The following is a 12261-nucleotide window of genomic DNA, read 5'->3' as shown; positions in this document are numbered from 1 at the left end:
CTCAGAAACGAAAAAGGCCGACAATGTCGGCCTTTTTTATTTACGAAAGATTGCTCATCACTTCAGCACATTGGCGTGTTGAGTTAAATCAACCAATGGCTTTTGCAATGCCAGCAATTTCCCGTCTTTATACATGGTTGAGAACGCGCTTTGCAGCGACGCCACCAGCGTTGAATCGCTGCCTTTGCGCAGTGCCAGATACAGTCCTTCCGATAGCTCGTCCAACGTATGCACCAAAGTTAACTGCTCGCAATCTATGCGTTTGGTCACGCAAGTCATCGAGCCCATGACAATCAAATCAATGCGGCCAGCAAACAGTTTTCGGTAGTTCAGCTCCTGTGATGAAACAGTATTGAGATTGCCTTCCGGAAAATCCTGCATACCTTGCTTTTGCAGATACAGATGGCGAACATCCCCTTGCACCACGCCAATCGTGTAACGACGCAGATCGGCTAGTGAAGTCACGCTGATATCATTTCTGGATCGTAAACGGTAGATGCCGAACTGAATCGGCACGATCGGCCCAATCCATTCAAAATGTTCTTCACGCTCAGGCGTGCGCGCAATCGAGTAAATGGCCACGTTTGGTCGTGCCAACGCGTTTTGATAGGCCCGCGCCCACGGCAACATTTTGATTTCTGGCTGCCAATCGGTTCGCGCGAACAGTTCGCGAACAATTTCCGTGGCCACCCCGACAATCCGACCGTTCTCCTCAAATTGCAATGGCGCCGACAACTCCGTAACCACGTCGACATTGGTCTCGGCGGCAAACGACCATGACAACCAACATGTAAGCGTCAATGCCGTAAACAGAGGCCGGAAAAAGTCCGTCATGTCGTTAACCACAGCTAACCCGTCACACTTCAGTGTAGAGGTTTTTGGGCGGACGGGTGCGGCGAATTCATGACGCGGCATATCATCAGCGCATCGATTCCATTATGCTCTGCAACCACTTCGATGATTATCGTCCAAGAAAAAGCAACGGATGCCCCCCATGCCCCATTCCGCCATTGCCCAACTGAAACGCCTGGGCCGCAAAACACTGGAACAGCCAAACTGGTTCGATTACCGCTCCATTGGCCTCGATGCCAGCGACGTACCGGCACTGACCGCGCTTGCGCTGCAAGCCAGCTATGACGACGAAACGTTGGACGAGTTTGAAGGTTACGCCAGCATTCATGCCTGGCGCGCATTGGCGCAATTGCGCGAACCGGCCGCGATTCCGGCCTTACTGGCATTGGCCGATACCAATCAAACCAGCGACTGTGATTGGCTGATCGGTGACCTGCCCAACGTGCTTTCCACGTTTGGCGCGGAGGCGTTGTTGCCAATTGAGCACAAGCTCTGCAGTGGCCAAGGCGACATCTTCGCGCGGGCCGCGATGGCCGAGGCGCTTACCCATATCGCCACCAATCATCCGGACCGCCGCGACGCCTGTGTGACAGCCATCGCCAAATCCTTACAAGCCTTTACCGACAACGACCCGGTGTACAACGCCATGTTGATTATCAGCTTGGTGCGGTTGAAGGCCGTAGAGCAGGCGTCATTAATGGCCGCGGCCTTCGACGCCAACCGCGTCGATTGGTCATTGCTCGGCGATTGGGAAGAAGTGCAAATCGAGCTCGGGCTGTTGGCCGAGCGCCAAACTCCCAAACCTCGTTTCATCGACTGGCACCCGACTCCGCAAGACACCACCGAGCTGGACGACAAACGTTATCAAATACATATTGCCCTGGATAACATCGCGCCGCCGATTTGGCGACAGCTAACGCTTTCCTGTTGGACCACCTTGGAAGAATTGCACGCGATTATTCAGGCGGTGATGGGCTGGGAGTTTGCGCACACTTATCAATTCACTGACCGACATGGCAATATCTTCGTTCCCGAGCCCGAACTCGTTCGACCGGCAGCCGGCCGGATCAGCAAAGACGACAGCCTGGTCTCACTGAGCGAGGTGTTACAGCAACCGGGAGACATACTGCATTATCACTATGATTTCGGCGACGACTGGAGACACACCATCACGCTTGAAGCGGTCGACGATCACGCGGACGACACATTATTCGATCCGGTTTGCCTCGATGGCGGCCGCGCCTGCCCACCGGAAGACTGCGGCGGGCCTTGGGGCTACCAAGAAAAACTCCAGATTCTGGCCGACCCGGAACACGAACTCCATCAAGACATGCAGGACTGGTTCGGCGAAGATTTCGATCCCGAGGCCTTTGACCTGAGCGCCTGCCAGCAGGAATTGGACAGTCTTGGATACGTATCGGGTTTTCCCGATTTTGCACCGTTGCCAGATACAACCGGCAAGCCCCGCAAAGCCGGGAAAAAAAACAAACGTAGACAACAGAAAAAAGCCCGCAAGGCGCAACGCAAACGGAAAAAGTAACGGGGCACACCACTAGCGTTACGTCAGAAATCTCCATGCAGGTTGATGGTTTAGTCGCTTACGGTAACGAGTTGCTAAGTTTACCCCGGCGCACTGAGTCACCGGCGCTAAGCACCATTTACCGCGAACCGACATCACTCAAAGACTGCATCGCAATGGAAATAATCGGAAAGCAAAGGCAAAGAGCAAAAGGAAAGAAAAAAGTGGCATACTTTAATGACGTAGGGCGCATCCATCAAAGGCTTCAAATCGGCTTTGGCCCGATAGCCCTGCCTAAACTTGTAGCCCGCGTAAGCTAACAACGCCAACAACAATCATTTTTTCATGCCAGTTTCCAACTATCCTTGGCCCACAAAGCGAGGCACGACACCACACCCGAATGTTGTTCGATAATACATCTCATCATTGATCCCTCTGCCCGGCGTCAAGTACATGATGGAAGTTGCCGAAGACCGAGCCACCAGGAACCGAGGTACAAGCAGAATTTGCCAAATCAGCAAGCGACTCGGCGAGCACACTTAAGTAACATCCCTACACAGCAGAACTACATTGCGCCAAGCATTAGTGCCTGAGTGAGGCACCGCGATAAAGGAAATATGACCATGGAAAAAATTGTTCGAGATGAACTGCGCACCGCTATCCTGAAGGCAATGGAGGAAAACCGATACTTGGACGTGTTGGAGGGGCTAAGTACGCTGCAAGCGTCGTACCCCGAATTTTGCGAGCGAAACTTTCAGTTTTATTTGTTGCAAGGCGATGCCTTGTTCGCCACTCAACGTTTCGATGAGGCCGCCGAGAATTATCGAAAGGTTCAGGAACTTGAGCCAGACAATCTTGGCATCTGCTTGAATCTCATCAAAACCGATATTGGCTTGGAGCAGTATGCTTCCGCCAGTGAGCAAATTCAAAAAGCGCTGACGCTGGCAACAGAACAAGATCCGGAACTGATGAAGTATCTCTATATCCAGCAAGCGGAAATGGCTTATCGTCTACAAAAAATGGACGAGGTTTACACCGCGCTCGAACTTGCCGCCCAGCATGGCGCAATGGATATCGATGTAATGGACTCTGAGTTCTTGTACAACGCACTGTTCGATGACGATCGATTTAACGAGATGTTTGAACGATCATCGCAAGCGTCAGCTAGATACGGGTAGGCTCCGCTAATCGTACAAGTTGAATGCCGCTCAGTTTTCGCTTTGCACCAGCTTAATACCGAAATAGATAAACAATCCTCCGCAACAACGGTTCAGCCACAGACCCACCGATGGCGAGGCCTTCATCCGCCCGGAAACCTGAGCAGCGGACCAAGCCACCAACACGTTCCATATCGTACCGTTGACATTGAATAGCAAACCTAGAAACAGCATGCCTAGCCATTTCTGTTCGGCGCCAGGAGCAATGAACTGGGGTAAGAAGGCCAGAAAGAACAAAGCCACCTTGGGATTCAAAGCGTTGGTGAAGAACCCTTGTTGGAAGATTTTTTTCATCGACGCCCGCGCCAGCGTTGGTTGTTCTACGTCGCTGCGCTGCCGGCTGAATAACATTGAAATGCCGAGGTACAGCAAGTACGCCGCCCCAACCAACTTGACGATGAAAAACGCTGTCGCCGAAGCCGCCAGTATTGCCGAAACACCGACCGCGGCGGCGACAATATGCACCAGGCAACCGGCACCAATCCCCAGCGCCGCAACGATACCGGCGCGAACGCCTTGTGCGGCCGAGCGCGAAACGACATACAGCGTATCCGCCCCAGGCGTCATGTTCAGAAGCGAGCCAGCAATGACAAACATCAATGAATCTTGCGTTCCCAACACGAGCTTATCCCCCAGCTTCGCGGCACACGCTTGGCCCAGTGTATCGGTGAGTAAAATAAATCGATAGCCGTTTTAATTGCCAAAGGACCATGAAATTCTCTTGGTCGTTTCGCCTTACATTATTTGCGCTTCTTGGGAACGCCTGTTCTGGTTGGGCTTGGCGTGCTCGTGCTTGGCTCAAATCTGCTGGTTGAACACGCCGTTATCCTCGCGAAATCATTGGGAGTGAGCGAAGCCGTCACAGGCCTCACCATCGTCGCCGCCGGAACCAGTATGCCGGAGTTGGCAACCTCTGTCGTTGCCGCCGTTCGAAAGCAGTCGGACATAGCGATAGGCAATGTGGTCGGCTCGAACGTTTTCAATGTCCTGGGAATTTGGGGCGCGGGCTCCATCGTCTCGCCCCTTTACGCGCCGGGAATTTCCATGATGGATTATTGGATGATGATTATATTCACGGTGCTCTTGCTGCCACTGCTCTACACCGGGCGTTTCCTGCACAGAGTGGAAGGCGCCTTTCTACTTGGCCTGTATGGAATTTATCTTTTTATTCTTCGGCCTCAATAACTTTGAAAGCGATTCAATCTTTGGTCTCAACACTTGCACTACAGGTTGATTTGGATGAGTAACTGCCAAAGAGAAATTTTCTGACATCTCCGGCTACCAAACCGGCAGCAGGTGTTTTGCCAAAAGCGCCGCGACAAAAAGCCCCACACCAAAAACAGCATGGGTAATCAGGCTATGCAAACGAGCAACGCCAGGATTGGGCAAACGACTCGCCGCAATACCAGCCCCCATACACGGCTGCATAATCAGGAATGGCGCGCTCACCGTCGCGACACTGACGAGCAGTGCCGGAGCCAAGGTCGGTTGTCGTATCCATTCGACACCCCAGATCGCTACCAACATCGCCGCGAAAGCAATGCCAATCACATAGTGAGCGAACCAACCAATGAAAAGCTCGCCTTTGATCGGTGCTGCTTTGGCGATAGCGTCGTGGTGAAAATGGCCGCGAATGCAATAGGCCATCCATCGCCCGACAAAACCAAAGTTCGGAGGCGGCACGGAGAATAGCCGCTGGCGAATGATGCTCCAGATGTCGGTCACTATCGTCGCGCCTGCGCCTATTAAAACAATGCTGATCAAGGTTTCCATCGTGGCTCCGATGCTTGTCCGCTACCGGTGTAAGCGTTAGAGTGCCACTTCAAGTCAACTTGAGGTCAAGCGAAATGCGTGATCTGGATATCTCGGAGGTGGCGCAGCGCTCGGGTGTGTCGGCCTCCGCGTTGCGGTTCTATGAAGAAAAAGGATTGATTGTCTCGGTTGGCCGGCGCGGCTTACGCCGCACCTTCGACCCGGAGATTCTGGATCGCTTGGCCTTGATTGCCCTCGCCCGCTCCGCCGGTTTTACGCTGGAAGAAATCGCCGGCATGTTCGCACCCGGTAAACGACCGAAGATTGACCGAAAGTTGCTGAACAATAAAGCCGAAGAACTGGAAAGAACGATTCGGAAACTCAGCGCCATGCGCGATGGGCTTTTGCACGCTGCGGCCTGCCCTGCTCCCAGCCATTTTGAGTGTCCTACGTTTCAGCGGCTACTGAAGGCAGCCTCAGCTCACGTAGCTGGAAAGCGAGCAAATGTGAAAAATCAAAGCAAGCAAGTTGCCCGTGCCACGCTCCGAAAAAATCGCGCTCCAAAGAGCTAGCGATGAGGAACGAATGAGAATGGCTCTAATAAAAGTTTGTCCTTATTGCCTTGAGAGTTTGCCCTTCTTTCGACTGAGCTGGTCACACTTAAAGTTTGCCCTGCACCCGGAGATCGTTTGCCCTCATTGCAGCTCCCGGATTGAAGAACATAGTCGAATCAACTTGGTTATTTCGATACTAACCGGAGGTGTTTTGGCATCTTCGATTGGCAGAATTATATCTAGAGCACTGGACGTCACAATTCATGAGCTGGTGCTTTCAGGTACGCTGGCGATTACGTTAATACTGGTTTTGGCTTACCTGACTGCACCGCTTAAGAAAGCTTGATTGACTTATATATCGATTCCAGAACTCACTTTTTATCACGCCCCCTCAGCGATGAAGGCAAAGCGATGCGTAGACGATTAAAAGTGGAGTGGCTATGGTAACCAGCTTTACGGAAACCTTAGTTTACGTTTGAATGAGGCGGTTAAAAATGCAACTGTATGAAGTTATCCGTTGGGGCAATGATTCTGATGATCCGCTGACCGGCGGCTCCAGTGGGCCAGACACCTGTTTCTTGGTCCGTGCTGACGCAGTCGAGCAGGCAGCGGCTCTCGTGGACAAGGAGTTGGCGAGAACGCCGTCGGAGCTGGTGCGTTCGTGGGCTGGTGCGGTGTATTTATTGGGCACGGATGCGGCAAGCGGCAGCAATGCGCAAATCCTGCGTGGGCCTTATATTCAGAATGCTTATCGCTATGGCTGGCGACACTGGTATCGTGACGAACGTGACGAGCCTTGGACTGAAAAATTCGATTAAGCATACGTTTCATTTTGCCAGGAGAACCTGCACCATGCTGTATGTCGCCGCCGCTCTAGTTGTGTTGATTGGACTCGCTCACTCCATTCTCGGAGAGCGCTATATTCTTATTCGGCTGTTCCGCCGGGAATTGCCGCCGTTGTTCGGCGGTGTGGAGTTCACCCGCAATACCTTGCGCTTTGCCTGGCACCTGACGACGGTGCTGGCATTTGGTATTGCCGCCTTGTTGGTGCAATTGACAGGTCCGGCCGATGCCAAAGCACTAACGCTCACGCTCGGCATTACCTTACTGGCCTCTGGTTTTTTACCTCTGCTGTTTACCCGTGGACGCCATTTGGCTTGGGTTGTGTTGTTTGCCTCTGGCGGTTTGTGTGTCGCCTGGGCGATATCTTGAGCGCATTACCTGAAAATGCTTGAACCGGAACAGGATTTGGAGCAGCGGCTGCCGGTATGGGATGCGTTGCAGATGCTTTTTATGGATACCGATGTCACGTTTGAGTACGAGAGCATAACGCGGATTTGTGCCGCTTCGTCCTACACCATTGCGGAGCTGGAGGCGATATTGTTCAATGAGGTTCTGCCAGCCGTGCGATTCAATATGTTTTTATTCCCGGCGCCAGAGTGGACCGGCTTTGAGCGGGAATGGTTAAAGAACAGAGTGCTGAAGAAACACCGCTTCGGCAAGCGCAAGCCACTGTTGTTGCGATGGTACACCCACTGCCACTGGCACAAATTGAAAGCGATGATTGAACAACAACGAAATAGCTAAGAAGAAATCGAATCGAGGCATGACTCATCTGGGGGTGGTGCAATGCAAATCCAGGAAGCCAAAGAAGAGCAGCTTTATGCCATTGCAAGACTAGCCGTGCAAACGCAGGAAGCCCATGTAAAAGCATATCCTGATCGCTATCAGGTAATCAGTTTTTCCGACGCGTTTGACGCGCTGCGCGCTCAACTCGGTGGGCATCGAATTTTGGTCGCGACGGACGCCGGTGCAGTGCTTGGCTATCTGATCGTCGAGTACATCGATGTTAAAGGCAACAAGTTCCTCAAGCCTCGACGATATTGTTATTTGCAACAGATTGGTGTAGCGGCCTCGAACCGAAAAGCGGGTGTCGGCAGAAAACTCATTGAGCACTTGCGAACGGTGTGCACAAGCCAAGGCATTCAGGACATTGAGCTCGATGTCTGGGCATTCAATACCTCCGCGGCGCAGTTCTTTACGGCATGTGGCTTTCAAGCTTATGCCACCAAAATGCGCTTGAGGTAATGACATGGCAGGTTATTCAGGAAAGCCGCTGGCGGGCAAGCTCGGTATCAAAGCCGGTTGCAAGCTGTACCTGCGTAATGCTCCCGCTGATTATGATCTGCTGCTTGCTCCGCTCCCTGAGAACGTGACACCGCTAAAACGGTTGGCAAAAGAGTTGGATATTGCACAAGTTTTTGTTGCTCACTTAAGCGAATTAGTGGCTGCATTGGATACGTTGCCGGCATACATCAAGCCCGCTGGCATGATATGGGTTTGTTGGCCGAAGAAAGCCTCCGGCGTGGTTACCGATGTTACCGAGGATCGGATTCGCGGTGTCGCGTTGCCATTGGGGTTGGTCGATGTGAAGGTTTGCGCCATTGATGAAACCTGGTCAGGATTGAAATTGGTGATTCGGAAGGAGAATCGGAAGTAACGAGCACCACATCTCCCGTGGCGGAAGATGTGGTGAGTCGGGGTGATCTTGGCGTGTTTGGTTGTGAGGCGTGTTTTGGGGTTGTTGTGCGAATGAATTTGCACTTACCAGATAGCTTTGCTCACGGCAACACGTCACCGCAGGCTTCTTTGCACTGTACTGCTGCGCCTTGGCCTTTTTTGGTTTCGCACGGTGATTCGTTCCAGGTGGCCATGCAGCCGGCAGGTGTGCCGTCGGGCAAACGAATCGCTTCGCACTGGGTTTTCCAATCGTTTAGACAAGCATCACGACTGGTCGCGAGATCCTGACAGCTACTGTCAAAACCGTACTCAGCGTTCTCGCACTTGGCATCGTCATAGGTTCGGCAAACGGATAGCTTGTCGCAGAATATCGCCCGCTTGGTTTCATCGCGCGCACAGTTCGATGGCGCGATTTCACAGTCAACCATGCCGTCGGCGGTTTCGCGCTGGCATTTGGCAGAGTTGTAGCTGACGTTACGGGTGGCGGTGCAGATGAAGCTGACGGTTGGGTCTGCTTCGGGTGGTGGCGTTTGCTTCGCTTCTTCACCACAACTGGTCAGCAACAAGGCGCTTGATGCGATAGATAGTAGCAATCGGTTCAGTATGTCGGGCACGTTCATGATCTCATCTCCCTAGCTGGTGAACGCTTACTCCCTCAAACAACCGGGGCACGCGCTACACGCTACTCCAATGCCGCGCGAATGACACACTGATAACGACAAAGTCTTGCGCGACCGGTTTTTTAGCAGGATGATGCATGTCAAACGCATGCAGATGGATACGCAACCGCAATGCAACTGCCGCTCCCCGCCTCGTTCCACTCGGCTGAAAGCCGTTCACTACTTGCCTGGAATATTTTACGTATCTTGTTGGCGCTGTTTATTGCCGCACATGGTTGGGCGCGCTTTGTCGCTGGCGGTGTTATCCCATTTGGTGGCTGGCTCGATAGCCAGGGCATACCATTTGGCTTACCGATTGCTGTCGCGATTACCGCCATTGAAATTGCGGGTTCGCTGTTACTGCTGATTCGTCGATGGGTGTTGCCGCTGACAATCATTTACTCGTTGATCTATATCGCCGGCATTGTGTTGGTGCATGCACCAGCCGGCTGGTTTGTCGTCGGTCTTGGCCGCAATGGCGCCGAATACAGCGTGCTGCTTGTCACCTGCTTGCTGTGTGTTGGTCTGCAGCATGTAAAGCCTTCAGCTACTCAATAACTTCATCGTAAAAGGAGAAACCCCATGTACGGATTGATTGGCAGTTTCAAAGCCGCCAAAGGCAAGCGCAGCGAGCTAATTGCGTTGTTGTTGGACGACGTCGGCGAAATGCCCGGCTGCCGCAGCTATGTCGTGGCGGAAGACCCGAATGATGAAGACAACATCTGGATTACCGAAGTGTGGGATAGCGCTGAAGCACACAAAGCCTCGCTGGCGATTCCGGCGGTGAAGAAAGCCATTGAAAGAGCCATGCCGATGATCGCCAGCTTTGGTGAACACAAAGAAACAAAAGTCATTGGCGGCCACGGCCTGCCGAAATAATCGCAGGGAAGTGAGAACCATTGATGAGCAAACATATCGGCATTGTCGCCTGCTCCGCAGAAGGCGCCGCGCTCTGCTATCGCACCATTTGTGCCGAAGGTAGCTTGCAGCTCGGTGATCATGCTCACCCTGAAATTTCGATGCATACGCCATCGTTGTCTGCCTATGTCGACTGCCTGACACGCAACGACATTGAAGGCGTTGGCGTACTGATGCTGAGTTCTGCCAGCAAACTGGCGGCTGCCGGTGCCGAATTCCTGATTTGCCCGGACAACACCATTCATCAGGCAATGTCATTTGTGCTGCCTCGCTCGCCGCTGCCATGGCTGCATATCGCTGAGGTGGTCGCGCAAGAGGCGAAAGTGCGCAGTTATCGCAAAGTGGGCATTCTGGGCACGCATTGGTTGGTCGCCAGCGACGTTTACCCGGAAAAGCTGGCCGCCAATGGTTTGCAATGGCTGCGCCCAGCGCCTGTGCAGCAAAACCGCGTTGGCAACATCATCATGGATGAACTAGTGTACGGTGGCTGCAAAAACGAAAGCACGGAATACCTTGTTACCGTTATCCGAACGCTGAAAGAGCAAGGCTGTGATAGCGTCGTGCTCGGTTGCACGGAGCTGCCACTGGTGATCAACGATCGCAATTCGCCATTGCCGGCACTGGACTCGACACGCTTGCTGGCGCGAGCCGCGTTGCGTTACGCATTAAGCTGAGTGTTGTCGTCTTCGTGCCCCCATCCCACTTCCATCAAAACATTTAGCGCAGGAGTGATTTCCATGGCTGTGCAATACCCGATTGAAGGCGGTTGTGATTGTCGAACGCTGCGTTATCGGCTGCTATCGAGTCCGCTGTTTGTCCACTGCTGTCATTGCCGCTGGTGCCAGCGCGAAACGGGTGCCTCGTTTGCGCTGAACGCGATGATCGAATCGGATCGTGTTATCCATATCGGCGCGGAACCGGAGCTGGTCAACACACCATCCAATAGCGGTCTCGGCCAGCAAATCGCCCGCTGCCCCAATTGTCGCATTGCCATTTGGAGCCACTATGCCGGCAATGGGCCGTTGGTGAAGTTTGTGCGCGTCGGCACACTCGATAATCCGGATTTGCTGCCGCCGGATATTCATATTTTCACCGCATCTAAACAGCCATGGATTGAATTGAAAACTAGCGCTCCGATTTGCGAAGAATATTATGACCGCAAAATCCATTGGCCAGCCGAGAGTTTGGCGCGCTATCAAGAACTGCGGCCGAGAATTGATGCCTACCGCGCCGCACTGCGGCAACCGGCTTAACTCGAAGCCATCTCAAAAATAGTCTGGGCGATGGCGAGGTACGCGAATAGGAGCGCAGGAACCGGAGTTTACAGATAGTAAATGAGGATGCCGAGCACCGCATTCGCGCAACTCGTCGAGCTCCAGGCATTTTTGACATGGCTTCTACATGGATTGAGGTGCATTAATGAGCAAACCAACTCCGCCCCGTCAGGGCATTTTTCTGGCGCCAGGCCAAGGGCGATTCTACTCAATGGGCAGCATGCAGGCGGTGTTCAAAGCTGACTTGGCCGAAACAGCGCAGCAGTATTCCATTTCCGAATGGTGGCTGGACCCGCACAGCAAAGGCCCTGGTGCTCACTCGCATCCGGAAGACGATATCTTTTTTGTTATTGAAGGCGTCATGAGCTTTTTGATGGATGAGCAATGGCTCGACGCACCGCAAGGCTCATTCATTTTGGTGCCGGGTGGTGTCGTGCATGATTTTGAGAATCGTAGCGACCGCCGAGCCGGCGCACTGAACATCACCACGCCCGGCGGATTTGAACAACACATGCCCGACATCGTGCAATGGTTCAAGGACCATCCGCTTGGGGAAGCATGAGAGGAAATAAAAAAGGAGCGACCATGTTTGATCACCTGAGCACTTACGTTACTGATTACTCCGCCACCAAACGCTTTTACACAGAAGTGCTCAGTGTGCTGGGTTATGGCTTGCAGATGGAATTTGTTGCGGAATGGAATAAGGAATTCCCGACGCAACACATGTGCGCGTTCGGCCCATCCGGTAAGCCGGCGTTTTGGATCATCGAGGTCAAAACGCCCTACACGCCAAGGCATATCGAGTTCGCAGCCACGAATCGCTCAATGGTTGCGCAGTTTCACGAGCGCGGCCTGGAAAACGGAGGCAAAGACAACGGCGCACCGGGATTGCGACCGATGTATCACGAGCATTATTTCGGCGCATTTCTGTTGGACCAGGATGGCAATAATATTGAGGCGGTTTGCCACCAGCCTGAGTCTTGAAAAACGGAAATC

General features: G+C 53.0%; 19 protein-coding genes. 15 read left to right on the top strand and 4 right to left on the bottom strand.

The features are described 5' to 3' along the window. Positions 1-57: 57 nt before the first annotated feature. Positions 58-834 carry a substrate-binding periplasmic protein gene (locus tag E2H98_RS14400; protein ID WP_157591394.1) on the bottom strand — a complete coding sequence of 259 codons (777 nt, stop codon included), beginning with the start codon at positions 832-834 and terminating at the stop codon, positions 58-60. Between the two features lie 160 nt (positions 835-994). On the opposite strand from E2H98_RS14400, the gene E2H98_RS14395 reads away from it, so the two are divergent. Further along, positions 995-2392: a plasmid pRiA4b ORF-3 family protein gene (locus E2H98_RS14395; RefSeq protein WP_162848170.1), complete on the top strand. Its 1398-nt coding sequence runs from the start codon at positions 995-997 to the stop codon at positions 2390-2392. A 602-nt stretch (positions 2393-2994) separates the two neighbouring features. Further along, positions 2995-3549: a tetratricopeptide repeat protein gene (locus E2H98_RS14390; protein ID WP_157591393.1), complete on the top strand. Its 555-nt coding sequence runs from the start codon at positions 2995-2997 to the stop codon at positions 3547-3549. A gap of 30 nt (positions 3550-3579) precedes the next feature. Here E2H98_RS14390 and E2H98_RS14385 read toward each other — a convergent pair whose 3' ends face one another. Beyond that, a complete protein-coding gene (locus E2H98_RS14385) occupies positions 3580-4185 on the bottom strand; it encodes a LysE family translocator (protein WP_232475421.1) in 606 nt (201 codons plus the stop codon). Positions 4186-4332: 147 nt separating this feature from the next. Here E2H98_RS14385 and E2H98_RS14380 point away from each other — a divergent pair, with 147 nt between their 5' ends. After that, the gene (locus E2H98_RS14380; RefSeq protein ID WP_133590300.1) at positions 4333-4773 is read left to right on the top strand and encodes a sodium:calcium antiporter; all 441 of its coding nucleotides are present in this window, start codon (positions 4333-4335) and stop codon (positions 4771-4773) included. 93 nt (positions 4774-4866) lie between these two features. Here the strand turns inward: E2H98_RS14380 and E2H98_RS14375 are convergent, their stop codons facing one another. Beyond that, a complete protein-coding gene (locus tag E2H98_RS14375; RefSeq protein ID WP_133590302.1) occupies positions 4867-5361 on the bottom strand; it encodes a DUF2938 domain-containing protein in 495 nt (164 codons plus the stop codon). A gap of 74 nt (positions 5362-5435) precedes the next feature. Between E2H98_RS14375 and E2H98_RS14370 the strand changes: the two genes are divergently transcribed. The 6 genes from E2H98_RS14370 (at position 5436) to E2H98_RS14345 (ending at position 8394) form a co-directional block, all read left to right on the top strand. Next, complete coding sequence (locus E2H98_RS14370; protein WP_133590304.1) at positions 5436-5912, top strand: helix-turn-helix domain-containing protein; 477 nt, start codon at positions 5436-5438, stop codon at positions 5910-5912. A gap of 476 nt (positions 5913-6388) precedes the next feature. Next, entirely contained in the window at positions 6389-6712 is a 324-nt protein-coding gene (locus E2H98_RS14365) for a hypothetical protein (protein ID WP_133590306.1), read from the top strand. Positions 6713-6746: 34 nt separating this feature from the next. Beyond that, on the top strand, positions 6747-7106 hold the full coding sequence (locus E2H98_RS14360) for a hypothetical protein (RefSeq protein ID WP_133590308.1): 360 nt from the start codon (positions 6747-6749) through the stop codon (positions 7104-7106). A gap of 15 nt (positions 7107-7121) precedes the next feature. Next, positions 7122-7481, top strand: coding sequence for a DUF7079 family protein (locus tag E2H98_RS14355; RefSeq protein WP_133590309.1), 360 nt, complete (start codon positions 7122-7124; stop codon positions 7479-7481). A gap of 42 nt (positions 7482-7523) precedes the next feature. Further along, entirely contained in the window at positions 7524-7982 is a 459-nt protein-coding gene (locus E2H98_RS14350) for a GNAT family N-acetyltransferase (protein WP_133590311.1), read from the top strand. Positions 7983-7986: 4 nt separating this feature from the next. Continuing rightward, positions 7987-8394 (top strand): DUF3052 family protein, encoded by a 408-nt coding sequence (locus tag E2H98_RS14345; protein ID WP_133590313.1) that lies wholly within the window; start codon positions 7987-7989, stop codon positions 8392-8394. 121 nt (positions 8395-8515) lie between these two features. On the opposite strand, the gene E2H98_RS14340 is transcribed toward E2H98_RS14345, so the two are convergent. Continuing rightward, positions 8516-9034: a hypothetical protein gene (locus tag E2H98_RS14340; RefSeq protein WP_133590315.1), complete on the bottom strand. Its 519-nt coding sequence runs from the start codon at positions 9032-9034 to the stop codon at positions 8516-8518. Between the two features lie 171 nt (positions 9035-9205). On the opposite strand from E2H98_RS14340, the gene E2H98_RS14335 reads away from it, so the two are divergent. The 6 genes from E2H98_RS14335 to E2H98_RS14310 all read left to right on the top strand — a co-directional run bounded on the left by E2H98_RS14335 (position 9206) and on the right by E2H98_RS14310 (position 12249). Next, positions 9206-9631 (top strand): DoxX family protein, encoded by a 426-nt coding sequence (locus E2H98_RS14335; RefSeq protein ID WP_198325137.1) that lies wholly within the window; start codon positions 9206-9208, stop codon positions 9629-9631. A gap of 24 nt (positions 9632-9655) precedes the next feature. Beyond that, positions 9656-9952, top strand: a complete 297-nt coding sequence (locus tag E2H98_RS14330; RefSeq protein WP_133590317.1) for a putative quinol monooxygenase — start codon at positions 9656-9658, stop codon at positions 9950-9952. Positions 9953-9975: 23 nt separating this feature from the next. Further along, entirely contained in the window at positions 9976-10665 is a 690-nt protein-coding gene (locus E2H98_RS14325) for an aspartate/glutamate racemase family protein (RefSeq protein ID WP_133590319.1), read from the top strand. 63 nt (positions 10666-10728) lie between these two features. Beyond that, on the top strand, positions 10729-11244 hold the full coding sequence (locus E2H98_RS14320; RefSeq protein WP_133590321.1) for a GFA family protein: 516 nt from the start codon (positions 10729-10731) through the stop codon (positions 11242-11244). 166 nt (positions 11245-11410) lie between these two features. Continuing rightward, on the top strand, positions 11411-11827 hold the full coding sequence (locus E2H98_RS14315; protein WP_198325136.1) for a cupin domain-containing protein: 417 nt from the start codon (positions 11411-11413) through the stop codon (positions 11825-11827). 23 nt (positions 11828-11850) lie between these two features. Then, positions 11851-12249 carry a VOC family protein gene (locus E2H98_RS14310; RefSeq protein ID WP_133590328.1) on the top strand — a complete coding sequence of 133 codons (399 nt, stop codon included), beginning with the start codon at positions 11851-11853 and terminating at the stop codon, positions 12247-12249. The last annotated feature ends 12 nt before the right edge of the window (positions 12250-12261 follow it).

This window comes from Permianibacter aggregans, assembly GCF_009756665.1.
Classification (GTDB): domain Bacteria; phylum Pseudomonadota; class Gammaproteobacteria; order Enterobacterales; family Permianibacteraceae; genus Permianibacter; species Permianibacter aggregans.
The sequence above is the reverse complement of the archived record's forward strand: the minus strand, read 5'-3'. Positions and strand labels throughout refer to the sequence as shown.